The 22,687-nt window shown below is 73.4% G+C and carries 21 protein-coding genes and 1 rRNA gene; 16 read left to right on the top strand and 6 right to left on the bottom strand.

Translation table 11 applies throughout. The features are described 5' to 3' along the window. Window positions 1-204 precede the first annotated feature (204 nt). From ACWEPF_RS01645 to ACWEPF_RS01630, 4 genes are all read left to right on the top strand, one after another. Window positions 205-2,979, top strand: coding sequence for a bifunctional acetate--CoA ligase family protein/GNAT family N-acetyltransferase (locus tag ACWEPF_RS01645; RefSeq protein WP_452170955.1), 2,775 nt, complete (start codon window positions 205-207; stop codon window positions 2,977-2,979). 94 nt (window positions 2,980-3,073) lie between these two features. After that, the gene (locus ACWEPF_RS01640) at window positions 3,074-3,661 is read left to right on the top strand and encodes a DUF5998 family protein (protein ID WP_345283238.1); all 588 of its coding nucleotides are present in this window, start codon (window positions 3,074-3,076) and stop codon (window positions 3,659-3,661) included. A gap of 9 nt (window positions 3,662-3,670) precedes the next feature. Next, on the top strand, window positions 3,671-4,840 hold the full coding sequence (locus ACWEPF_RS01635) for an alkaline phosphatase family protein (protein WP_345283240.1): 1,170 nt from the start codon (window positions 3,671-3,673) through the stop codon (window positions 4,838-4,840). Window positions 4,841-4,881: 41 nt separating this feature from the next. Then, window positions 4,882-5,547, top strand: a complete 666-nt coding sequence (locus tag ACWEPF_RS01630) for a thymidine kinase (protein WP_345283242.1) — start codon at window positions 4,882-4,884, stop codon at window positions 5,545-5,547. Between the two features lie 23 nt (window positions 5,548-5,570). Here the strand turns inward: ACWEPF_RS01630 and ACWEPF_RS01625 are convergent, their stop codons facing one another. Next, window positions 5,571-6,278, bottom strand: a complete 708-nt coding sequence (locus ACWEPF_RS01625; protein ID WP_452170954.1) for a VOC family protein — start codon at window positions 6,276-6,278, stop codon at window positions 5,571-5,573. Between the two features lie 132 nt (window positions 6,279-6,410). Here ACWEPF_RS01625 and ACWEPF_RS01620 point away from each other — a divergent pair, with 132 nt between their 5' ends. Continuing rightward, a complete protein-coding gene (locus tag ACWEPF_RS01620; protein WP_452170953.1) occupies window positions 6,411-7,250 on the top strand; it encodes a sulfurtransferase in 840 nt (279 codons plus the stop codon). Between the two features lie 103 nt (window positions 7,251-7,353). Here ACWEPF_RS01620 and sepH read toward each other — a convergent pair whose 3' ends face one another. Next, window positions 7,354-8,421 (bottom strand): septation protein SepH, encoded by a 1,068-nt coding sequence (gene sepH, locus ACWEPF_RS01615; protein ID WP_452170952.1) that lies wholly within the window; start codon window positions 8,419-8,421, stop codon window positions 7,354-7,356. A 438-nt stretch (window positions 8,422-8,859) separates the two neighbouring features. On the opposite strand from sepH, the gene ACWEPF_RS01610 reads away from it, so the two are divergent. After that, window positions 8,860-9,648 carry a hypothetical protein gene (locus ACWEPF_RS01610; protein WP_452170951.1) on the top strand — a complete coding sequence of 263 codons (789 nt, stop codon included), beginning with the start codon at window positions 8,860-8,862 and terminating at the stop codon, window positions 9,646-9,648. A gap of 7 nt (window positions 9,649-9,655) precedes the next feature. Here ACWEPF_RS01610 and ACWEPF_RS01605 read toward each other — a convergent pair whose 3' ends face one another. Together ACWEPF_RS01605 and ACWEPF_RS01600 are read right to left on the bottom strand one after the other, a co-directional pair. Continuing rightward, window positions 9,656-10,960: a D-arabinono-1,4-lactone oxidase gene (locus tag ACWEPF_RS01605; protein ID WP_452170950.1), complete on the bottom strand. Its 1,305-nt coding sequence runs from the start codon at window positions 10,958-10,960 to the stop codon at window positions 9,656-9,658. A gap of 123 nt (window positions 10,961-11,083) precedes the next feature. Beyond that, a complete protein-coding gene (locus tag ACWEPF_RS01600; protein ID WP_452170949.1) occupies window positions 11,084-12,322 on the bottom strand; it encodes an MFS transporter in 1,239 nt (412 codons plus the stop codon). Between the two features lie 126 nt (window positions 12,323-12,448). Between ACWEPF_RS01600 and ACWEPF_RS01595 the strand changes: the two genes are divergently transcribed. Both ACWEPF_RS01595 and ACWEPF_RS01590 read left to right on the top strand, forming a co-directional pair. Continuing rightward, window positions 12,449-13,594: a ferrochelatase gene (locus tag ACWEPF_RS01595; protein ID WP_449797623.1), complete on the top strand. Its 1,146-nt coding sequence runs from the start codon at window positions 12,449-12,451 to the stop codon at window positions 13,592-13,594. 72 nt (window positions 13,595-13,666) lie between these two features. Further along, the gene (locus ACWEPF_RS01590; RefSeq protein ID WP_345288506.1) at window positions 13,667-14,461 is read left to right on the top strand and encodes an inositol monophosphatase family protein; all 795 of its coding nucleotides are present in this window, start codon (window positions 13,667-13,669) and stop codon (window positions 14,459-14,461) included. 149 nt (window positions 14,462-14,610) lie between these two features. On the opposite strand, the gene ACWEPF_RS01585 is transcribed toward ACWEPF_RS01590, so the two are convergent. After that, window positions 14,611-14,796, bottom strand: a complete 186-nt coding sequence (locus ACWEPF_RS01585) for a hypothetical protein (protein WP_345288508.1) — start codon at window positions 14,794-14,796, stop codon at window positions 14,611-14,613. Window positions 14,797-15,288: 492 nt separating this feature from the next. On the opposite strand from ACWEPF_RS01585, the gene ACWEPF_RS01580 reads away from it, so the two are divergent. The 4 genes from ACWEPF_RS01580 (at window position 15,289) to ACWEPF_RS01565 (ending at window position 19,379) form a co-directional block, all read left to right on the top strand. Beyond that, window positions 15,289-15,942, top strand: coding sequence for a response regulator transcription factor (locus ACWEPF_RS01580; protein WP_345288510.1), 654 nt, complete (start codon window positions 15,289-15,291; stop codon window positions 15,940-15,942). Window positions 15,943-16,041: 99 nt separating this feature from the next. Continuing rightward, entirely contained in the window at window positions 16,042-17,340 is a 1,299-nt protein-coding gene (locus ACWEPF_RS01575; protein WP_452170948.1) for a sensor histidine kinase, read from the top strand. 288 nt (window positions 17,341-17,628) lie between these two features. Beyond that, a complete protein-coding gene (locus ACWEPF_RS01570; RefSeq protein ID WP_380149864.1) occupies window positions 17,629-18,630 on the top strand; it encodes an acyl-ACP desaturase in 1,002 nt (333 codons plus the stop codon). 449 nt (window positions 18,631-19,079) lie between these two features. After that, window positions 19,080-19,379, top strand: a complete 300-nt coding sequence (locus tag ACWEPF_RS01565) for a DUF4193 domain-containing protein (protein WP_345288514.1) — start codon at window positions 19,080-19,082, stop codon at window positions 19,377-19,379. 251 nt (window positions 19,380-19,630) lie between these two features. Here the strand turns inward: ACWEPF_RS01565 and ACWEPF_RS01560 are convergent, their stop codons facing one another. Next, on the bottom strand, window positions 19,631-20,083 hold the full coding sequence (locus ACWEPF_RS01560) for a DUF3093 domain-containing protein (RefSeq protein ID WP_345288516.1): 453 nt from the start codon (window positions 20,081-20,083) through the stop codon (window positions 19,631-19,633). A 139-nt stretch (window positions 20,084-20,222) separates the two neighbouring features. Here ACWEPF_RS01560 and ACWEPF_RS01555 point away from each other — a divergent pair, with 139 nt between their 5' ends. The 4 genes from ACWEPF_RS01555 to ACWEPF_RS01540 form a co-directional block, all read left to right on the top strand. Beyond that, complete coding sequence (locus ACWEPF_RS01555) at window positions 20,223-20,843, top strand: PaaI family thioesterase (protein ID WP_452170947.1); 621 nt, start codon at window positions 20,223-20,225, stop codon at window positions 20,841-20,843. Next, entirely contained in the window at window positions 20,840-21,328 is a 489-nt protein-coding gene (gene dut / locus ACWEPF_RS01550; RefSeq protein ID WP_452170946.1) for a dUTP diphosphatase, read from the top strand. Before ACWEPF_RS01555 ends, dut begins: the two co-directional genes overlap by 4 nt. Before the next feature lie 57 nt (window positions 21,329-21,385). Beyond that, window positions 21,386-22,183: a DUF3710 domain-containing protein gene (locus tag ACWEPF_RS01545; RefSeq protein ID WP_345288522.1), complete on the top strand. Its 798-nt coding sequence runs from the start codon at window positions 21,386-21,388 to the stop codon at window positions 22,181-22,183. Window positions 22,184-22,594: 411 nt separating this feature from the next. Further along, a 16S ribosomal RNA gene (locus tag ACWEPF_RS01540) occupies window positions 22,595-22,687 on the top strand; the annotation flags it as partial.

Raw genomic sequence — 22,687 nt, 5'->3', positions numbered from 1 at the left:
GGTGGCCAAAGTCCCACCCTGCCCGGGACCACCCGCGGTGCCGGTGAGGCTCGCCGGGGCGAAGGGGTGAGGGGGCCGCTGCGCGGAGCCGGGGGGAGGGCGGGGGAGGGGGCCCGGGCCGAACCGGAAGCGCAGGCGGGACCCGCCGGGCCAGCGGGGTGAGAGGCCTGCTCGGTGGAGGCCGGGAGCGTCTAACCTGACGCTGTGGAAGACGGTGCGCCGCACGGCGACGAGCACAGCTACCCCCAGCACTGGGAGGCCGACGTCCTGCTGCGCGACGGCGGCACGGCCCGGATCCGCCCGATCACCGAGGCCGACGCCGACCGGCTGGTGGAGTTCTACGAACAGGTCTCGGACCAGTCGAAGTACTTCCGGTTCTTCGCGCCGTACCCCCGGCTCTCCGACAAGGACGTCCGCCGCTTCACCCACCACGACTACGTCAACCGGGTCGGCCTGGCCGTCGTGGTGCGGGACCGCTTCATCGCCACCGTCCGCTACGACCGGATCGACCCCGACGGCCGCCCCTCCGTCACCGGGACGGACGCCGAGGTGGCCTTCCTGGTGCAGGACGCCCACCAGGGCCGCGGCGTGGCCTCGGCGCTGCTGGAGCACATCGCGGCCGTGGCCCAGGAGCGCGGCATCCGCCGCTTCCAGGCCGAGGTGCTGCCGGAGAACCGGAAGATGGTGAAGGTCTTCACCGACGCGGGCTACGTCCAGCGCCGGTCCTTCGCCGACGGCGTGGTGCACCTGGAGTTCGACCTGGAGCCCACCGACTCCGCGCTGGCGGTGATGCGGGCCCGCGAGCACCGGGCCGAGGCCCGTTCGGTGCAGCGGCTGCTGACGCCCCGTTCGGTCGCGGTGATCGGGGTCTCCCGCCAGCCGCAGTCGGTCGGCCGCTCGCTGCTGCGCAACCTGCGCGGCGGCGGCTTCGCGGGCGAGCTGTTCGCGGTGAACCGGAACGCGGAGCCGGGCACCCCGATCGACGGCGTGCCCAGCCACCGCTCGGTGCTGGAGATCCCCGGCCCGGTGGACCTGGCGGTGATCGCCGTCCCGGCGCCCGCCGTGCCGCAGGCCGTCGCCGAGTGCGGGGCGCACGGCGTGCAGGGCCTGGTGGTGGTCACCGCCGGTTACGCGGAGACCGGTCCGGAGGGGCGGGACCGTCAGCGGGCGCTGGTGCGCCAGGCCCGGGCGGCCGGGATGCGGGTGATCGGGCCGAACGCCTTCGGCCTGGTGAACACCGATCCCGAGCGGCCGTTGAACGCCTCGCTCTCCCCGGCACTGCCCGGCCGGGGCCCGTTCGGCCTGTTCTGCCAGTCCGGGGCGATCGGTGTGGCGCTGCTGGAGACCGCGCACCGCCGGGGCCTGGGGATCTCCTCCTTCGCCTCGGTCGGCAACCGCGCCGACGTCTCCGGCAACGACTGGCTGCAGTACTGGGAGGACGATCCGGCGACCGAGGTGGTGCTGCTCTACCTGGAGTCCTTCGGCAACCCGCGGAAGTTCACCCGGATCGCCCGGCGCCTCGCCGCGAGCAAGCCGGTGGTGGTGGTCAAGGGGGCTCGGCACACCGGCAGCCTGCCGCCCGGCCACGCCGTGCAGCCGGCCTCCAGCGGGCTGCGGGACGAGACCGTGGACGCGCTGTTCCAGCAGGCCGGGGTGGTCCGGGTGGAGACCATCACCGAGCTGTTCGACACCGGGGAGCTGCTGGCCTTCCAGCCGCTCCCGGCCGGGGACCGCGTCGCGGTGGTGGGAAACTCGGACTCGCTCGGACTGCTCACCCACGACGCCTGCCTGAGCGCCGGCCTGCGCCCCGGCACCCCGGTGGACCTGACCACCGGTGCCACCGGCGAGAACTTCCGGATCGCGCTGGACACCGCGCTGGCCGACCCGGCGGTGGACGCGGTGATCGCGGTGACCATCCCGCCGATCGCCACCCACCGCCCGCCGACCGAACGCGGCGCCCAGGAGCCGGAGTTCGCCGACGCCCTGATCGAAGTGGCTGGAAGGGCAAGGGAGTTGGGCAAGCCGCTGCTGCTCGCCCACCTGGCGCTGACCGACCTGCCCGAGCGGCTCAAGGCGGCTCGGATCCCGGCCTACCCGGCACCCGAGCGGGCCGTGCACGCGCTGGCCCAGGCGGCCCGCTACGCCGACTGGCGCCGCCGCACCGCCGAGGCCGAGCAGACCGCCCGGGTCCCCGAGCTGGACCGGATCGCCGAGGACCGGGCCCGCGCCCTGGTGGAGGCCGCGCTGCAGACCAGGACGGCGGTGGCGGCCCGGACCCAGCCCGGCGGCGCGCGGATCGTCCTCTCCGACGAGCAGGCCGCCGAGCTGCTCGGCCACTACGGCATCGACGTCCACCCCGCGCTGCCCGCGCCCGACGAGGAGAGCGCCCTGCGGGCGGCCGCCGCGCTCGGCTACCCCGTCGCGCTCAAGGCCACCGCCGAGCACCTGCGCCACCGCGCCGACCTGGGCAGCGTCCGCCTCGACCTCACCGGGGAGCCCGGACTGCGGCGCGCTTTCCGGGAGTTGGACGCGCTGCTGGGCGGAGCGGCCAAGGCCCGGCTGGTGGTGCAGCGGCTCGCGCCGCGCGGGGTGGACACCGTGATCGGCGCCACCGTCGACCCGGCGGTCGGCGCGATCCTCTCCTTCGGCCTGGCCGGCGCCCCGTCCCAGCTGCTCGGCGACGTCGCGCACCGGCTGGTCCCGGCCACCGACCAGGACGTCTCGGCGCTGGTCCGCGAGGTGCGGGCGGCCCCGCTGCTGTTCGGCTGGCGGGGCGCCGAGCCGGTGGACACCGGGGCCCTGGAGGAGCTGCTGCTGCGGGTCTCCCGGCTGGTGGACGACCTCCCGGAAGTGGCCTCGGTGGACCTGGACCCGGTGGTGGTGGCACCGCGCGGGCTGGCCGTGCTGGCGGCCCGGGTGCGGATCGCGCCGCTGCCGGTCCGCAGCGATCTGGGGCCGCGCGCCATGAGCACCCTGTAACCTTCCTAGGTTGTGTCCGACACCGGACGCGAAGAGGCCGGAAGTCCGGCGCAGCGCCGACCGCCACGTCGGCGGGACATGCCAGGATGGAGCTATGGCGAAGACCGGTACCACCACCACCCAGGACCTGCGGTCGGCGATCGAGCGCAGCGGCTACTACCCGGCCCTGGTGTCGGAGGCCGTGGAGTCGGCGGTGGGCTCCGAGCCGATCGTCTCCTACCTGGTCCACCAGGAGACCACCTTCGACTCCAACGAGGTGCGCCGCCACGTGACCGTCCTGGTGCTGACGCCGAGCCGGTTCGTGGTCAGCCACACCGACGAGCAGAACGCCGACGGGTCCAACCCGGTGCCGTACGCCACCACCTCCACCGAGTGCGTCCGGATCGACCGGATCAACTCCGTGGTGCTCTCCCGGATGGTGGCCAACCCCGAGACGTACACCCCCGGCACGCTGCCGCGCGAGGTGGTGCTGACCATCGGCTGGGGCGCCGTCCAGCGGATCGACCTGGAGCCGGCCGGCTGCTCGGACCCGAACTGCGAGGCCGACCACGGCTACACCGGTTCGGCCACCGCCGACGACCTGTCGCTGCGGGTCAGCGAGGCCGGGGACGGTCCGGAGACGGTCGCGCAGTCGCTGGTCTTCGCCCGGGCGCTGTCCGAGGCCACCATCAACCGGGGCTGACGCACCTTCATGACCACGCACCTCGGGTACGACGACTTCGAGATCCTCGACCCCTCCGACGCCCCCGTGCCGCGCTACGGCACCGGCGCGCTCTCCGACCTGCTGCCCGCGGTGGCGGCCGGCTTCGGCCTGGCCGGCTTCGCCGACGGCCTCGGCCTGGAGCCCGCCGACCGGGTCTGCGTCTTCCTGGTCGACGGCCTGGGCTACGAGCTGATCAAGCGGAACCCGGACTACGCGCCGTTCCTGAACGCGCTGATCGCGGCGGGCGGACGCTCCGTCACCTCCGGCTTCCCGTCCACCACCGCCACCTCGCTGGCCTCGGTCGGCACCGGCCTGCCGCCCGGCGCGCACGGGCTGGCCGGGTACACGGTGGCCGTGCCGGGGCGCGACCAGCTGATGAACCAGCTGCGCTGGCAGCCCCCGGTGCCGCCGCGCGAGTGGCAGCCGCACCCCACCGTCTTCGAGCGGGTGCACCAGGCGGGCGTGGCCACCGCCCAGGTCTCCTCGCCGCTGTTCGCCCAGACCCCGCTCACCCAGGTGGCCCTCTCCGGCGGCACCTTCCTCGGCCGCACCACCGGCGAGGAGCGGATGGACCTGGCCGCCCAGTGGCTGGCCGAGCACGACCGCGCGCTGGTCTACACCTACGTCAGCGAGCTGGACGGCACCGGTCACCGGTACGGGGTGGACTCGGGCGAGTGGCGGATGGCGCTGTTCGCGGTGGACCGGCTGGCCAAGCGGCTGGCCGAGCAGCTGCCGCCCCGTTCGGCGATGTACGTCACCGCCGACCACGGCATGATCGACGTCGCCCCCGAGGACCGGATCGACTTCGACGAGGACTGGGAGCTGGGCGCGGGCGTCGCCCTGCTCGGCGGCGAGGGCCGGGCCCGGCACGTGTACGCGGTGCCCGGGGCGGCCGGCGACGTCTTCACGGTCTGGAGCGAGGTGCTGGGCGACAGGTTCTGGGTGGCCACCCGGGACCAGGCGATCGCGGCCGGCTGGTTCGGCCCGGTGGTCGAGGACCGGGTGTACCACCGGATCGGCGACGTGGTGGCGGCCGCCCGCGACGACGTCGCGGTGATCGCCTCGCGCCGCGAGCCCGGCGAGTCCTCGATGATCGGCCTGCACGGGTCGATGACGGCGGTGGAGCAGATCGTGCCGCTGCTCGAAGTCCGCAGCTGACCGACCCCAGCTCTCACGACCGAAAGGCCCCCGTTCCACCCATGGCTGACCTGGTGTTCTTCTCGGGCACGATGGACTGCGGCAAGTCGACGCTCGCGCTCCAACTCGACCACAACCACGCCGCCCGGGGCCGACGGGGCATCATCTTCTCCCGGCACGACCGGGCCGGCGCCTCCACCATCTCCAGCCGGCTCGGCCTGCGCGCCGAGGCCAAGGAGGTGACCGACGGCTTCGACTTCCACGCCCACGTGGTGCACCTGCTGTCGGCCGGCGGCAAGGTCGACTACCTGATCTGCGACGAGGCCAACTTCTACACCGCCGAGCAGGTCGACCAGCTGGCCCGGGTGGTGGACGAACTCTCCATCGACGTCTTCACCTTCGGCATCACCACCGACTTCCGCACCCGGCTCTTCCCCGGCTCGCAGCGCCTGATCGAGCTGGCCGACCGGGTCGAGGTGCTCCAGGTCGAGGCGCTCTGCTGGTGCGGCGCCCGGGCCACCCACAACGCCCGCACGGTCGGCGGGGTGATGGTGGTCGAGGGCGCCCAGGTGGTGGTCGGCGACATCGCCAAGAGCGAGGCCGAGGTCGGCTACGAGGTGCTCTGCCGCCGCCACCACCGGCGCAGGCTGACCGCCGCCACCGCCCGTGCCTCGGTGCTCTCGCCCGACGTGCTGCCGTTCGGCGAGGCGGGCGCACAACAGGCCTGAGGATCGCCTCTCCTGAGCCTCCGTCAGGAGACCGCGATCACCGAGAAGCGCGCGCCCTGCGGATCGGCCAGCCGGGCCACCCGGCCGTGCCCGGTGTCGTGCGGGGAGACCAGCACCCGCCCGCCCAGCCGCTCGGCCAGGTCGGCCGTCAGGTCCGGGTCGGTGACGCCGAAGTGGACCCGCCAGCGCGGCGGCCCGTCCCGCAGCTCCTCCCCGCCCCGGAAGGTCCGCTCCGGGCCGGCCCCGAAGACCGCGTCGTAGAAGTACCCGGCGCCCTCCCGGTCCGGCGTCAGCAGCTCCACCCGGGCCGGGGCGCCCGGCACGCCGACCAGCTCCCAGCCGGTGTGCTCCTCGCCCTGCCAGAGGCCGAACACCGCGCCCGTCACGTCCGCCGCGATGGCGACGCGCCCGGCCCGCTCGGCCTGCACCGGGCCGACCGCCACGGTGCCGCCGCACTCCCGGATCCGCTGCGCCACGTCGTCGGCCTGGTCCACCGCGAAGTACGTCGTCCACTCCACCCCGTGCCCCGAGCCGGGCGGCGTGACGCCCAGCCCGGCCACCCGGGCCCCGCCCAGGGTGGCCCGCACGTAGCCGCCGAACGGGGTCGGTCCCGGCTCGAACTCCCAACCCAGCAGGGCGCGGTAGAACTCCTGCGCGCCCTCCGGATCGCCGGTCATCAGGCTCACCCAGCAGGGCGTGCCCTGGGCAAGCCGTGCCTTCACCGCGGTCATGGCGGTCCTCCTCGGAGTGCTCCGGTCGCAGGGGAATGGTTCCACCGCGAAGGCGGACTCGTGGTGTACATGCCCCGGCGAGCCGCGCAAAGACCGTACAAAGGAGGGAGTTTCGGAGGAAGAATGGCGCGCATGAGCACCCCTTCCCCCCTGATCGACGTCGAGGAGCTGGCCGCCGCCCTCGGCGGCGCCGACGCCCCCGCCCTGCTGGACGTCCGCTGGGCCCTGGGCGGCCCGCCCGGCGCCGAGGAGTACGCGGCCGGCCACCTGCCCGGCGCCCACTACGTGGACCTGGACCGGGAGTTGGCCGCCCCGCCGGGTGCCGCCGGGCGGCACCCGCTGCCCGACCCGGAGGTGTTCGGTGCCGCACTGCGCCGCGCCGGGGTGCGGGCCGACCGGCCCGTGGTGGTCTACGACGCCGGGCCTGCCACCTCGGCCGCCCGGGCCTGGTGGCTGCTGCGCTGGGCCGGCCACCGGGACGTCCGGGTGCTCGACGGCGGTCTGGCCGCCTGGACGGCGGCGGGCGGCCCGCTGACCACGGAGGCCCCGGCCGACGGCGGCGGGGACTTCAAGCCCGAGCCGGGTGCGCTGCCCACCGTGGACGCCGCCGGTGCGGCCGAACTCGCCCGCACCGGGCTGCTGTTGGACGCCCGTGCGGGGGAGCGCTACCGCGGCGAGGTCGAGCCGGTGGACCCACGGGCCGGGCACGTCCCCGGCGCGGTCTCCGCCCCGACCACCGAGAACCTGGCCGCCGACGGGCGCTTCCGGCCCGCCGCCGAGCTGGCCGCGCGGTTCCGCGCACTCGGCGTCGAGGAGGCCTCCGGGGTGGCGGTCTACTGCGGCTCCGGCGTCACCGCCGCGCACGAGCTGCTGGCCCTCGCGGTGGCCGGCCACCACGGGGCCGCGCTCTACCCGGGCTCCTGGAGCGAGTGGTCGGCCGACCCGGCCAACCCGGCCGCGACCGGCGCCTGAGACGGCCGACCCGGCCGCGACCGGGTGCCCGCCCGGCCCCGGAACGCGGCGGAGGCGGGGCCCCGAGGGGCCCCGCCTCCCGCGCTCACGGCCTGACGGCCGGTCAGTCCTGCTTCTTGCGGCGCGAACCGAAGACGATCTCGTCCCAGCTCGGCACCGTGGCCCGCCGACCGGGCCGGACCCCGTCCGCCTCGGCCTGCCGGTCGGTGGTGCCGACCAGCCGCTCGCGGTGCGGCGCGACCGCCCGCGGCATCAGGATGTCCGCGTACGCCGAACCGGCGCCGACGCTGGCCGCCGGAGCGGCCTCCTCGACCTCGTCCGGCTCGACCTCGGCCGCCACCACCGGTTCGATGGCGGGCACGAAGGAGGGCACCACGTCCAGCAGGCTGGTCAGCGGGTCGCGGACCTCGGCGGTGGCCGCCGCCGCGGTGACCTCCCGGACCTCGCGCACCTCCCGGGCCATGATCCGGTCGGCCGAGGGCCGCTCGATCATCGGGCGGGACGGACGGTCCTGGGGCAGCCGGGCGATCCGCGGGATGAACGGGAAGACGGAGTCCTCCTCCCGCTCCACGTTCTCGCCGATCAGCGCCCGCGCCTCGTCGTCGTTCGGCTGCACCAGCCGGCGCGGCGGGTCGTACGTCCAGCCGGCGCTGCGGCCCTCGCCGTCGGCCCGGTAGGAGAGGATGACCTCCCAGGTGCCGTCGTCGCGCCGCCAGGAGTCCCAGCGTTCGGTGTCCTTCTCCGCCCCGCGCAGCGCGAGGCGCTCGGCGACGGCCTCGCCGAGCTGCGGGCCGGTGGTCTCGCCGTGCCGGCGGATCGCGGTCTTGCGGGCGCGCTCGGCCATGAACGCGCGCTCGGCCAGCACCGGACCCTCGAAGCGGCGCACCCGGTCCACGGAGATGCCGGCGGCCTGGGCGACCTCCTCGGCGGAGGCACCGGCTCGTATCCGCGCCTGGATGTCCCGCGGGCGGAGGTGGCTCTCGACCTCGATCTCGATCTGGCCGAGGCGCGGGCGGTCACCACGGATGGCGGCGCGCAGCCGCTCGTCGATGGGGAGGGTGTACTCCGTGCTGTCGGCAGCCTTGAGCACCAGCCGTGTGCCGTCGTTGCTGACGGCCACGACGCGCAGTTCGGGCACGGTTACCTCCCGGGTGGTGCCTGCCGACGTCACCTGCGTCGCTGCTCCCGTACTGAGTGTGGCCTGCCCACTCACGACTGGCCACAACCTTGCAGAGTTACTCGGCGTGTCGGGCTTCCGCCCTGACGCACCGTTGTGGCACGGTTGCCTGTTTGCCACGTCGCCGGTCGACGTCGCGCCCGGGGGCCCCGGCCGCCGTCCGCTGGACAGCCGACACTGATGACCGAGGCTCAGGCTCCACGAACAGTACTCCATTCGTGGCATCCAGAGGGGCGGCTCGCCGCTCAAGTCTCCCCGGATTCAGGGGAATCTCAAGGGCGGGCACTCCAATAGCCGACGGTCGGTCAGTGCGCGGTGATCATCTTCACATATATCGGCGGCCAAGAACCAGATTTTCGCCCGTTGTGTCCTTCTTTGTGCAAGATGGAGGGACTTTTCCGGATGAACAGCCGTACCGACCGAGGGATGTTGATGCCCCAGCAGCGCACCGAAGCGACCACCACCGAGGAGAAGGAGGGGGAGGGCGGCCGACGGCGGATCGACCTGAGCGTGGCCCAGGTGGCCGCGAGCGCGCTGGCCACGATCGTCGGCGCGCTGCTCGCCTCCGAGCTGGGCGTCTACGGCACCATCCTGGGCGCCGCGGTGGTCTCGATCGGTGCCACCACGGGGAGCGCGGTCCTCCAGCACTGGTTCCGGCGCGGTGGGGAGCAACTCCGTCAGGTCGTGGACCGCACCCAGGGGTCGAAGCGGGAGCCGCTGCCCGAGGTCACCGAGGTGTCCGAGCTGTCCGAGGAGTGGAACGAGCCGACCACGGTGCGGGCCAAGCGGCGCTGGACCTGGCGGACGTACCTGGCGGTCTCGGGGCTGGTGTTCGCGCTGGCGATGGTGCCGATCGTGTCCTTCGAGCTGATCACCGGTCAGCCGGTGGCGGCCACCGTCAAGGGAGAGCAGGGCCAGGGCACCTCTTTCGGGGGCACGGTCGAGAAGTCCCCGCCGTCTCCTGACACCTCGTCGGAGGAGAAGCAGCAGCCGGGGGCCACGCCGAGCGGAGGCCCGTCCGGGACTCCGTCCGGGACGCCGAGCGGGACGCCCTCGGGGTCTCCGTCCTCCTCGCCCTCGTCCTCCCCCTCCGGCAGCCCGAGCCCGACGCCGACGCCGAGCCCGACCCCCAGCCCGACCCCGTCGTCGACCCCGACGCAGGGCACGGCCCCTTCCGGCGAGCCCGCGGCGCAGCCGCCGTCCGGGAGCCCCTCGCCCTGACCGGCCGTCAGTCCCCGAGCACCCGGCGCAGGTAGTCGTTGGCGAACAGCCGGCCCGGGTCGACCTTGTCGCGCAGCGCGGTGAAGTCGCCGAAGTGCGGATAGACCGAGGCCAGGTACCCGGCGTCGCGGGTGTGCAGCTTCCCCCAGTGCGGGCGGCCCTGGTGAGCGGTCATCAGCTTCTCCACCTCGGTGAAGTAGCCCTGCTCGTGGGTGCCCCGGTAGAGGTGGACGGCTATGTAGACGCTGTCCCGGCCGTTGGCGGTGGAGAGCCAGAGGTCGTCGGCGGGTGCCACCCGCACCTCGACCGGGAAGCTGACCTTCCAGTCGGAGCGCTCGACCAGCGCCTTGAGCTCGCGCAGCACGGTGGTGGCCGCCGCGCGCGGGACGGCGTACTCCATCTCGGTGAAACGCACCGTGCGCGGGCTGGTGTACACCTTGTACGCGACGTCGGTGAAGGTCCGCTCGGACCAGGCGCGGCTGGCCAGCTGGGCGATGGTGGGGATCGAGCCGGGGAAGCGGCGGCCGACCCGGCAGGCGCCCTCCCAGACGGTGTTGGAGAGGAACTCGTCGTCCAGCCAGGCCTTGAAGCGCGGCAGCGGCGCGGCCGGGCCCTGGCTGCGGTTGTTCCGCTTCACCGAGCAGCGGTCGGTGTGCGGGAACCAGTAGAACTCGAAGTGCTCGTTGACGGCGGCCAGCTCCTCGAAGGAGCCGAGCACCTCCTCGAAGCCCATCGGCCGCTCGTGCGCGGTGAGCAGGAAGAGCGGCTCCACCGCGAAGGTCAGCGCGCTGACCACGCCGAGCGCGCCGAGGCCCAGCCGGGCGCCCTGGTACAGCTCGGCGTTCTGCTGCGCCGAGCACTGCTGCACCGAGCCGTCGGCCAGCACGATCTCCACCGCCCGCAGCTGCGCGGCCAGCGAGCCGGAGTCGCGGCCGGTGCCGTGGGTGCCGGTACTGGTGGCCCCGGCGACCGTCTGCACCTCGATGTCGCCCATGTTGGTCAGGGAGAGGCCGGCCGCCTCCAGGGTCCGGTTGAGCTTCCAGAGCGGGAAGCCGGACTCGACGGTGACGGTGCCGGCCTCGCGGTCGATGCCGCGCAGCGCGGACAGGCCGTCGGGGTGGATCAGCAGGCCGTCCCCGGCGGAGGCGATCGCGGTGAAGGAGTGGCCGGAGCCGACCGCCTTCACCGTCCGGCCCTGCTCGGCGGCGTGGCCGATCAGGGCCGACAGCTCCTCGACCGAGCGCGGCGTCGCCGTCCGGCTCGGCCGGGCGCTCTGGTTTCCGGCCCAGTTCCGCCAGGTGGCCTGGGGCATGGGGGTGCCTCCGCTCCGGGCCTCGGCCCGCTCCGTACCGGTGGGTAGGGGGAGCGTAGTCGCCGCGCGCCCCGGAAAACAGGGGTCCGGGGCACGCCGACGATCATTCGGAGGGGAGCGGTCTCAGACCGCCACGGGCTGCTGCGCCTCGGGGGCGGGCAGCCCCGCGCGCAGCCGCCGGATGCCGCCGAGGGCGACCAGCGCGCCGAAGGCGGCGGAGGCCACCGGCACCCAGTACCCGGCCGAGGCGCCGGCCGCGTCCACCACCAGGCCGCCGGCCGAGGAGCCGAGCGCCACGCCCAGGGCCAGGCCGGTGGTGGTCCAGGTCATCCCCTCGGTCAGCTGGGTGGCCGGCACCAGCCGCTCGACCAGCGCCATCGCGGTGATCAGGGTCGGCGAGATGGAGATGCCGGCCACGAACAGCGCGGCGCTTATCGCGATCAGCCCGGCGGTGCCGTGCACCAGCGAGCCGACCACCACCAGCGGCACCATGCTGGCCGCCATCAGCGCGACCCCGACCAGGAAGCGGGTGGCCATCGATCCGGTGAGCTTCAGCGTCCCGAACACCACCCCGGCCAGGCAGGAGCCGAGCGCGTAGATCGCCAGCACCACGCCGGTCAGGCTCTTGTGCCCCTCGGCCTCGGCGTAGGCCAGGGTGACCACCTCGACCGAGCCGAAGACCGCGCCGGTCGCCACGAAGGTGGCCACCAGCACCTGGAGACCCTTGGAGAAGATCGCCGACCGCCCGGCCCGGTGCTCCTCGGTGCGCACCGGCGGCTCGGTCCGCCGCTGGGCGGTGAAGAGCAGCACGCCGACCAGCAGGAAGACCCCGGCCAGCAGCACGCCGGCCTCCGGGAAGACGCTGGTGGCCAGCGTGACGGAGAGGATCGGCCCGATGATGAAGCAGATCTCGTCCACCACCGCCTCGAAGGAGTACGCGGTGTGCAGCTTGGGCGGGGTCGAGCTGTACAGGTTGGCCCAGCGGGCCCGGACCATCGAGCCGGCGCTGGGCATCACGCCCATCCCGATCGCGGGCAGGAAGAGCGTCCAGCTGGGGGCCCCGGCCCGGGCGAGCAGCAGCAGGACCACCGCCGCGGCGACCGTGACCGCCGTCGCCGGCAGCGTGATCCGCCGCTGTCCGTAGCGGTCGACCAGCCGGGAGACCTGCGGGCCGAGCACCGCGGCCGAGACGGCCATGGCAGCCGAGACCGCGCTGGCCAGCCCGTAGGAGCCGCGCAGCTGGGACAGCATGGTGATGATGCCGATGCCGGTCATCGAGATCGGCATCCGGGCTATGAATCCGGAGAACGAGAAGGCCAGGGTGCCGGGGGCGGCGAAGATCTGGCGGTAGCTGGACAGCACGGGGGAGCTCCGCAGGTGGGGTAAGGAACACGGATCGCATACACAGCTTACGAGCCCGGGCAACCGATATTTCCGTTCTGTGGACCTGCGCCGGGGAACGGGCCCTTTGGTGGCAGGATCGGTGCCATGCCCGACTCGCGCACCCTCACGCCCGGCTCCGGCCCGGCCCCGTACGACGCCCTGCTGCTGCTCTCCTTCGGCGGCCCCGAGGCCCCCGAGGACGTGGTCCCCTTCCTGGAGAACGTCACCCGCGGCCGGGGCATCCCGAAGGAGCGGCTGGCCGAGGTCGGCAAGCACTACTTCCTGTTCGGCGGGGTCAGCCCGATCAACGAGCAGAACCGGGAGCTGCTGGCCGCCCTCCGCAAGGACTTCGCCGACCACGGCCTGGACCTGCCGGTCTACTGGGGCAACCGGAACTGGGCGCCCTACCTGACCGACACCCTGCGCGAGCTGGCCGCCGACGGCCACCGCCGGGTGCTGGTGCTGGCCACCAGCGCCTACGCCGGCTACTCCGGCTGCCGCCAGTACCGGGAGAACCTGGCCGACGCGCTGGCCGCCCTGGAGGCGGAGGGCGTCACCGGGCTGGGCGTGGACAAGCTGCGCCACTTCTACAACCACCCCGGCTTCGTCGAGCCGATGGTGGACGCCACCCTCGCCGCCCTGGAGGGGCTGCCCGCCGCGGCCCGCGACGGCGCCCACCTCGCCTTCACCACGCACTCCATCCCGGACGCGATGGCCGACGGCTCCGGCGCCCCCGACGACCCGGCCCGGGGCGAGCCCGGCGGCGCGTACGTGGCCCAGCACCTGGAGGTGGCCCGGCTGGTCGCCGAGGCCGTCGCCGAGCGCACGGGCGTGACGGGCCGTCCGTGGCAGCTGGTCTACCAGAGCCGCAGCGGCGCGCCGCACGTCCCGTGGCTGGAGCCGGACATCTGCGACCACCTGGAGGGCCTGAAGGAGGCCGGCGCCCCGGCCGCCGTGATGGTGCCGATCGGCTTCGTCTCCGACCACATGGAGGTCAAGTACGACCTCGACACCGAGGCCACCGCCAAGGCCGCCGAGCTGGACCTGCCGGTCACCCGGGCCGCCACGGTCGGCGCCGACCCGCGCTTCACCGCCGCCGTGCGCGAGCTGGTGCTGGAGCGCGCGGCCGCCGAACGCGGGGAGCGCCCCGAACGGTGTGCGCTCGGGGCGCTCGGCCCCAGCCACGACGTGTGCGCCGTCGCCTGCTGCCCCAACCCGCGCGCCCCGCGTCCGGCCGCCGCCGAACGCTGAGCCGCCGAGCCGAACTGACGCGGCGTCGTCCTGACGCCGCGTCACCCTGACGGACCGTCGGAAGGAAACCCCGTGCCCGATCCCGCCCTGCTCGACGAACTCCTCGACGTGGCACTGGAGGCCGCCACCAAGGCCGGCGCCCTGCTCCACGACGGCCGCCCGGCCGACCTCGGGGTGGCCGCCACCAAGAGCAGCCCGGTGGACGTGGTGACCGAGATGGACCTCGCCTCCGAGAAGCTCGTCCTGGAGCTGATCGGCACCCGCCGCCCGCAGGACGGCTACCTCGGCGAGGAGGGCGCCGACCGGCCCGGCACCAGCGGGGTGCGCTGGGTGGTCGACCCGCTCGACGGCACCGTCAACTACCTGTACGGGCTGCCCTCCTGGGGCGTCAGCGTGGCCGCCGAGCTGGACGGGCGGGCGGTGGTCGGGGTGGTCGCCGTCCCGGCCCGGGGGGAGCTCTTCCACGCCGTGCTCGGCCGCGGCGCCCACCTCGACGGCGCCCCGATCCGCTGCCGCCCGGCCCCGCCCTGGGGCCAGGCCTTGGTCTCCACCGGCTTCAACTACGTGCGGGCCGTCCGGGAGGAGCAGGCCCGGGTGCTGCTCGGCCTGCTCCCGGAGGTCCGGGACATCCGCCGTGGCGGCGCCGCGGCGGTCGACCTGTGCGACCTGGCGGCGGGCCGGCTGGACGCCTTCTACGAGCGCGGCCTGCACGCCTGGGACCGGGCCGCCGGGCTGCTGATCGTCGCCGAGGCGGGCGGGGTCTCCGGCGGCCGCCCCGGCGAACCGGCCGGCGACGGGCTCACGGTGGCCGCGCCGCCGGCCACCTTCGAGCGGCTCACCGCCCGGCTGGCCGAGCTCGGCGCCTGACGGGTCGCAGCCGCACGCGCGTCCCCGCCGCGCATCCCCGCACCCGCACCCCCGTACCCCGTTGTGCCCGGGCAGCACGAAGCCCTGGCACACGGGGGGTGCCAGGGCTCGGTCTGTGCGGGTGGCGCGGCGGTGCGGGTGGCGCTGGGTCAGGCGGCGGAGCGGTGCAGCTCCTGCACCGGGTCGACGCCGTGTTCGGCGGCGAGCCGGCGGAGGTCGTCCAGCTCGGACTGCTCGACCTCGGCGAGGAACTCGTCCCCGGAGGCGAGAGCGCGGTGCAGGTCTTCCTCGGCGTTCCTTATGCGCTGGATGATCCCGGCGGTGAAGGCGTCCATTCGGGCCCCCTTACGGTGTCGGACGGGCACGGTCCGGCGTTCCCCGATCCGGATGACGGCGACAACGGGAACGCCCCAGCCAGGCTCCCTGCTCCCCCGGCTGGTGCGTCAACGGCCTGCGGCCGCCCTATGTGACTCCGAAACCCGGACCGGTGCGGATGAACGCACGGCGGGTGGTGACCACGATCGGCGTTCGGCGCGATCGTGGGTGTGCAGCTCTACTCCCCGCCACCACCGCCGGGAAACCTGACGGGGACGGAAAGTTGCCCGCGTCACAGTCCGAACACGGAACCGTTCGACCTGACGTGCCCTGGCTTATCGCTGCTTTACCGCCCGACCAGGCAGGATGGAGCCACCGTCGGACCGCTGTGCCCGGCCCCGCCGCCGCAAGGCCGGTGGGCGTCCGCGCCGGTGTCCGCGCCCGGCCGCACCACGGCCTGCCCGGGCACCGCCACGGTGGGCCGCAGCCAAGCCGTAGAAGGGACAACCACCGTGCGGGTTCTCGTCGTGGAGGACGAGCAGCTGCTCGCCGAAGCAGTGGCCACCGGTCTGCGCCGGGAGGCCATGGCCGTCGACGTGGTCTACGACGGGGAGGCCGCGCTCCAGCGCATCGCGGTCAACGACTACGACGTGGTGGTGCTCGACCGCGACCTGCCACTGGTGCACGGCGACGACGTCTGCCGCAGCATCGTCGAGCAGGGCCTCGCCACCCGGGTGATCATGCTGACCGCCTCCGGCGACATCAGCGACCGGGTCGAGGGCCTGGAGATCGGCGCCGACGACTACCTGCCCAAGCCCTTCGCCTTCAGCGAGCTGGTGGCCCGGGTCAGGGCGCTCGGCCGCCGGGCCACCGTCCCGCTGCCGCCGGTGCTGGAGCGGGCCGGGATCTCGCTGGACCCGGGCCGCCGCGAGGTGCTGCGGGACGAGCGGCCGATCCAGCTGGCCCCCAAGGAGTTCGCCGTGCTGGAGGTCCTGATGCGGGCCGGCGGCGCCGTGGTCTCGGCCGAGCAGCTGCTGGAGAAGGCCTGGGACGAGCACACCGACCCGTTCACCAACGTGGTCCGAGTGACCGTGATGACGCTGCGCCGCAAGCTCGGCGACCCGGCCGTCATCGTCACCGTGCCCGGCTCCGGCTACCGGATCTGAGTCCGGGGCAGCCGACCTGACGCCGCGTCAACCCGACCGGCCCCACCCACCACAGGCCCCGGACCGCCCCGGCCCCGGACCGCACCCGAGAGGACAGCCATGACCACCCCGCCCTCGCCCGGCGGGTCCTCCGGCGCGCCCGGAGGCACCCCGGCACCGCCGCAGCCGACCCAACCCCCGGCCGTGGCAGCGGCCCCGTCGCCGGCCGAGCCGGCGAGCGGCGGCGGACTGTTCGGCTGGCTCCAGCTGCGCCCGACCATCCGGATCCGGCTCACCCTGCTGTACGGCGGGATGTTCCTGATGGCCGGCGTGCTGCTGCTGCTGCTCATGTACTACTTCGTCCAGCAGGCCTTCCACGACGCCTCGCTGCCGTACATCAGGCTCGGGCCGAACGTGCAGGTCGCCCTGCCGAACGGCCAGGTGGCCACCGAGGGCACGTTCAACCAGCTGATCCGGGAGTACCAGCAGCAGGAGTCCGCGGACTCGCTCACCACCCTGCTGCGCAAGTCACTGACCGTCATGGTCTGCCTGGCCGTGATCGCCTTCATCCTCGGCTACGCACTGGCCGGCCGGGTGCTCCAGCCGCTCAACCGGATCACCCGCACCGCCCGCGAGGTGGTCGGGTCGGACCTGCACCGCCGGATCGACATGGACGGCCCGGACGACGAGCTCAAGGAGCTCGCCGACACCTTCGACGAGATGCTGGAGCGGCTCGACCGGGCCTTCGACTCCCAGCGCAGGTTCGTCGCCAACGCCTCGCACGAGCTGCGGACCCCGCTGGCGATCAACCGCACACTGCTGGAGGTCCAGCTCTCCGATCCGGGGGCCTCGCCCGACCTCCAGCAGCTCGGCAAGACCCTGCTGGCCACCAACGAGCGCAGCGAGCAGCTGGTCGAGGGCCTGCTGCTGCTCGCCCGCAGTGACAACGAGCTGACCGAGCGCCGCCCGGTCGAGCTGTCCGAGGTGGCCCAGCGGGCGGTGGAGGTGACCAAGCCGGAGGCGGCCGGCCGCGAGGTGGAGGTGCGCTCCCAGCTGCACCCCGCCGTGGTCGGCGGGAACGGCGTGCTGCTGGAGCGGATCGCGCTCAACCTGCTGCAGAACGGCATCCGCTACAACACCCCCGGCGGCTGGGTGGAGATCACCAGTGCCCCCGCCCCGGGCGGTGGGGGAGAGCTGACGGTCAGCAACACCGGGCCGGTGGTGCCCGGCTACGAGCTGGAGCACATCTTCGAGCCGTTCCGCCGGGTCAAGGGCGCGGACCGGACCAGGAGCGACAAGGGGGTCGGCCTGGGCCTGTCCATCGTCCGCTCGGTGGTCCGGGCGCACGGAGGCGCCATCGAGGCCACCGCGCGCCCCGGGGGAGGGCTCACCATCCGGGTCCGGATCCCGGGAGCCTGACCTCCGGGCGCCCCCGCGCCGCCCCGCCGTCCCCGCGCCCCCGCAGCCGCCCCACCGGCCGCCCCGGTGCCTCCGCGTCGCTCCGTGTCCGGAGCATTCCGTTACGTCCACGATCGCCCAACAGCCGCCCCCGCCAGGCAAGTCAGCCGACATATGCCCTGGCGGGGGCGGCTTGTCTTTTGCCGCCGAGAGAACTTACGGTGTCGTAACCTACGCAGCCGTAAGGTGGATCGCAGCCACCCAGGCCCGACCGCGACCGCCGTCGTCCCTGCCCGCCCGAGGAGCACCGTGACCATCGCACCCGTGCAGCGCACCGTCGCCGCCCCCACCGCCGCCCCGCTCGCGACCACCGGCTGGACCGACGCGCGGCTGATCATGGCGCTCGAGGAGGTCGTGGAGACGGAGCTCAACCGGCACCTGAAGGTGGCCAAGGAGTGGATGCCGCACGAGTTCGTGCCGTGGAGCCAGGGCCGGGACTTCGACGGCGTGCTGGGCGGCGAGGCCTGGTCGCTGGACCAGTCGCAGGTGACGCCGCTCGGCCGGGTCTCCCTGGTGGTCAACCTGCTGACCGAGGACAACCTCCCCAGCTACCACCACGAGATCGCCACCATGTTCGGCCGCGAGGGCGCCTGGGGCACCTGGGTCCACCGCTGGACGGCCGAGGAGGGCCGGCACGGGATAGCCATCCGCGACTACCTGCTGGCCACGCGTGCGGTCGACCCGGTGGAGCTGGAGCGGGCCCGGATGTCGCACATGTCGGAGGGCTTCGAGTCCGACAACGCGCACAGCATGCTGCACTCGGTGGCCTACGTGGCCTTCCAGGAGCTGGCCACCCGGATCTCGCACCGCAACACCGGCAAGTGCGCCGGCGAGCCCCTCGCCGACCAGCTGCTGGCGAAGATCGCGAACGACGAGAACCTGCACATGATCTTCTACCGGAACCTGCTCAAGGCCGCCCTGGAGATCGCCCCGGACCAGGCCATGCGGGCCGTCGCCGACGTGGTGATCAACTTCCGGATGCCCGGCCACGGCATCCCGGGCTTCGAGCGTGCGGCGGCCCAGATCGCCATCGGCGGCGTCTACAACCTGCGGATCCACCACGACGACGTGCTGCAGCCGGTGCTGCGCCACCTCAAGGTGATGGAGATCGGGGGCCTGGGCCCGGAGGGCCTGCTGGCCCAGCAGGAGCTCGGCGCCTTCCTGGACGGGCTGGACGCGCAGGCCACCAAGTTCGACGAGCGGCAGGCCGCCCTGCTCGCACGCAGGGCCGCCGCGGCCGCTCGGAAGTAGTCACGGGGCAGGAGGATTCTTCGGGATTTGCCCGAAAAGTTCAGACTGTGACGGATCTCACACAAACGCCCTCGACCCGTTCGGATGATCTCTCTTGGTGATCACCGATCAGGGTGAATCGGCTCCGCAGGGTGACGGCCCGTTCGGTGGGGACAATTGTCGACGTAGCGTCAAATCCATGGCGTTACAGGTGAGTTGGCGAATTGTCCCCTCGGCGGCCGTTGCTCAGCGTGACCATCCGAGTGCCCTGTCGCACCGGCGGTGGCAGCTCTGCGTGAACCCCTGACGGCCCCTCAGGACGTGCCCCAGGGGGCCGTTTGAGGGTGTCGATTGAGTAACGGGGCTTGAAGTAAGGCAAAATCTCGGCCTCGGGTCGGGCACAAGACCGGCCCCCCATGCGTTACGTGCGCTGGAGATACCCGCACACACCCAGAGGGGGAGAGCGAACAATGGCAACGGACTACGACACCCCACGCAAGACTGACGACGACGTCAACGAAGACAGCATCGAGGAGCTCAAGGCTCGCCGGAACGAGAAGTCCGGCAGCTCGGTGGACGTCGACGAGTTCGACGCCAACGAGGGCCTGGAGCTCCCCGGCGCCGACCTGTCCAACGAGGAGCTCTCCGTCCGGGTGCTGCCGCGCCAGGCGGACGAGTTCACCTGCATGAGCTGCTTCCTGGTGCACCACCGCAGCCAGCTGGCCGGCGAGAAGAACGGCCAGCCCATCTGCGTGGACTGCGGCGCCTGAGCCGGAGCGGGAACGGCCCGGGTCCGACGGTCACCGCCGGCCCGGCACACCACCCCGCCCGGCCTTGGGCAGCAAGGCCGGAGGCAGCAGCAGCGGCCGCTCCGGCGGTCGCGCCCGCACCACCGCACGGCCGGTCCGTCCGGCCGAGCGGCAGCAGTACCGGAACACAGGGACGGTCCCGCGTGACACCACGCGGAGCCGTCCCTCCTCCGTGTCCGGGGCCGCCCGGTGCGGACCTGCGCGGCTCGGGCCTACTTGGTGCGCCCGACCCGGCGGGCGTCGGCCAGGGCGTCGGCCAGCTTCTGCGGCGAGCGGGTGGACAGGTAGACGTACGGCGTCGGGTCGGCCGGGTCGGTCACCTCGACCCGGAGGGCCGTCGGGACGTAGCTGCGCAGCAGCATGAAGGCGCGCGGATCGGCCTTGCTGGTCCGCCAGGCGACCGTCTCGGCGGGGTTCAGCACGTGCGCGGTGCCCAGCGCCTCGGCGGGGATCCGGGCCTGCCCCGCCACCAGCGAGCCCTGCACCACCCGGATCCGGGCGGAGCCGTAGCTGCTCAGCGCGGCCGCGCCGAGGACCAGGCCGATCACCAGCGCGACCAGGGCCGCGACGGCGTCGAACCGGATCATGATCAGGCCCAGCGTGAGGCCGAGCGCGACGGGCAGCAGCCACCAGCTGCGCGGGACGGTGAGGCGTTCGTCGTACATGGCTCCATTGTGGGTCCGCCAACGCCGCCCACGGCCTCCGGGGCCCCGCCGGAGGCCCGCCCGGGCACCTCGGGCGTCCGTGCGGGCGGGCGCCGGACACCCCGTGCACCGGAAGCTACCCGCCGGTAGGGTCGCGGGCGTGAACGCCTCCACCGACACCCCCACCGCGGCGCCCGCCCCACCGGCGCTCCCGCCCACCACCCCGCCCGCCGAGGCCGTGCTGCCGCCCCGTGCCCCCGAGGCGCCCGCGCCCGGCACCCACCTCGGCTCGCACTACGACCACTGCTTCGGCTGCGGTCCGCAGCACCCCCAGGGCCTCCAGCTCGACGCGGTGGCCGGGGAGGGCCTGGAGGTCACCGCCCGCTTCACCGTCCGCCCCAGCCACCAGGGCGGCCCCGGCCTGGCCCACGGCGGCGTCCTGATGACCGCCATGGACGAGACCATCGGCACCCTCAACTGGCTGCTGAACGCCCCCGCCGTCACCGGCCGCCTGGAGTGCGACTTCGTCCGCCCGGTGCCCGTCGACTCGGAGCTGCACATCCACGCCCGGATCACCGGTGTGCACGGCCGCAAGATCTACAGCGCCGCCGAGGGCCGGATCGGCGGACCTGACGGACCGGTCGCGATCCGCGCCCAGGCACTCTTCATCCAGGTGAAGCTGGAACACTTCACCACGCACGGTCGTCCCGAGGACATCAAGAAGGCCATGGACGACCCGGACCTGTTCAAACGCGCCCGAGCCCTTGAGGTGAACCCGTGAGCACCACCGCCCGCCCGCCGGTAGACGTCCTGATCACCCGGCTGGACCCGGAGATCCCGTTGCCCGCGTACGAGCACCCCGGCGACGCCGGCGCCGACCTGCGCACCACCGAGGACGCCGAGCTGGCCCCGGGCGAGCGGGCCGTGCTCCCCACCGGCATCGCGATCGCCCTGCCCGACGGTTACGCGGCCTTCGTGCACCCGCGCTCCGGCCTCGCGGCCCGGTGCGGCGTTGCCCTGGTGAACGCCCCGGGGACGGTCGACGCCGGGTACCGTGGTGAGATCAAGGTGATCGTCGTCAATCTGGACCCGCGCGAGCCCGTGAAGTTCCGCCGGGGGGACCGGATCGCCCAGCTGGTCATCCAGCAGGTCGAGAAGGCCCTCTTCCACGAGGTGGCCGAACTGCCCGGTTCGTCCCGGGGAGAAGGCGGGTTCGGGTCGACCGGAGGTCACGACAGGGTTACCATGCCCGCGCCAGCGCAGTAGCCGAGCAGTAGTCGAGCAGGTATTCGCATCGGTCTTGGACCGGGAAGGACAGTGACCGTGTTCCGTCGTCGCCAGAAGAGCGAGGACGCTGTCGAGCAGCTCGCCGACGACGCCATCAGCGCCGACGAGACGGCCGATGACGTCGAAGGTTCCGCCGACTCCGAGAGCGAGAACAGCATCGACCCCGCCGACCGGGTCGGCCTGCCGCCGGCCCCGCGCCCGGAGGGCCCCTGGGACGTCTCCGAGCTCGAGACCCCGCAGGACGGCCGGGTGGACCTCGGCGGTCTGCTGATCCCCGGCGTCGAGGGCATGGAGCTCCGGGTGGAGGTGGCCGGCGACGCGATCGTGGCCGCCACCCTGGTCCTGGGCAACAGCGCCATCCAGCTGCAGGCCTTCGCCGCCCCCAAGTCCGAGGGCATCTGGGGCGAGGTCCGCGAGGAGATCGCCACCGGCATCACCCAGCAGGGCGGTCTGGTCGAGGAGGAGGAGGGCCCGCTGGGCTGGCACCTCCGCGCCCAGGTCCCGGTCCAGCTCCCGGACGGCACCCAGGGTGTCCAGCTGGTCCGCTTCGTCGGCTGCGACGGCCCGCGCTGGTTCCTCCGCGGCGTCATCTCCGGCCAGGCCGCGGTCCAGCCCGAGATGGCGGGCGTCCTGGAGCAGGTCTTCCAGCAGACCGTCGTGGTCCGCGGCGAGACCCCCATGGCCCCCCGCGACCCGATCGTCCTCAAGCTCCCCGAGGACGCCCAGATGGTCGCTGACGGCGGCGCGGGCGTTGTCGAGGGCGCCGGCTCCCGCTTCGCGGACGCCTCGCTCGACCCCTTCGCCCGCGGCCCGGAGATCACCGAGGTCCGCTGACGCGCAGCGCGCTTCGCCCCCGCCCGGTCCGCCGGGCGGGGGCGATTTGCTTGTGGGGCGCCGATCCCCGTACAGTTCCGGAGTCGCCGCGAGAGCAGCGAACAAAAGCAGGTCAGATGGATGAAACTCCGGTCAAACGGAGCGGAAAACGTCTGATAGGCTGGGAAACACGAACGAAGCGCCCGGAGGGCCCGCTGGAAGGCGGACCGAAGGAAGCCACCGTTCCTTGAGAACTCAACAGCGTGCCAAAAGTCAACGCCAGATATGTTGACATCCCCGGCCTCACCGTTCGGTGGGGTTGGAGATTCCTTTATGAAGTAAACACTAGCGAGGACGCAGTGCGCGGGACCGCCTTATTCCGGTGGTTGCCGTGCCGCTCAACGCGGGTGCTTGCCGGATTACCGGTAGACATTCACGGAGAGTTTGATCCTGGCTCAGGACGAACGCTGGCGGCGTGCTTAACACATGCAAGTCGAACGGTGAAGCCCTTCGGGGTGGATCAGT

Source organism: Kitasatospora sp. NPDC004289 (genome assembly GCF_053602875.1).
This window is presented reverse-complemented; position numbering and strand designations above follow the sequence as displayed.